Below are 651 nucleotides of genomic sequence, written 5' to 3'. Positions count from 1 at the left end.
TCAGAGGAAGGGTCGCAGAGGCCTGAGAACCGTTTCGGCGAACCAGGCTGCGGGGTGGCGTTGTTTCCACAGTTGGGAGGACAATTCCAGGCAGTTCGCGCTGTCGGTCGCAAAAATCTCTTCCATGTCCGCGGCAAAGTCCGGATCGTGGACGATCAGGTTGCTCTCGTAGTTGAAACCGAGGCTCAGCCGGTCAATGTTCGCGGTGCCCACGATGGACCACTGCCCGTCCACGGTCGCGGTCTTGGCGTGGATCATGGCGTGGCGGTAGAGAAGCAGCGTAATCCCTTCGGACAGCAGCGTGGAGTAGAAGCCGCGCGAGAGCCAGTCGGCCAGCACATGGTTCGAGTTTTCCGGCACAATTACCCTCACATCCACGCCGCGCCGGGCTGCCTCGATCAGCGCGGTGAGGATCTGCTGGTCGGGGATGAAGTAGGCGGTGGTGAGATAGATGTGTTTCCGGGCGCGGTGGATTGCGTCCAGATAGACACTGCGGATGGGGTAGACCAGGTTGGCGGGGATGTTGTTGACGGCATGCAGCTGCGAATCCCATGCCACTGGATGCAAGTGCGGCAATTTGGGCTGTGGCCCCCAGGGATGATTCCACACGGCCGTGAAGGAATGCCCCAGTTCAAAGGAGGCCGGTCCGGT

At 61.0% G+C, this 651-nt stretch carries 1 protein-coding gene; it reads right to left on the bottom strand.

Going from position 1 to position 651, the window contains the following annotated elements; translation table 11 throughout:
- A partial coding sequence (locus tag AC4D2R_RS18030; protein WP_490941475.1) for a phospholipase D-like domain-containing protein occupies positions 1–651 on the bottom strand: 651 nt, incomplete at its 5' end.

Source organism: Arthrobacter sp. TJ-217 (genome assembly GCF_058269255.1).
Note: the sequence above shows the minus strand (reverse complement) of the source record. Positions and strands in the feature narration are given on the sequence as shown.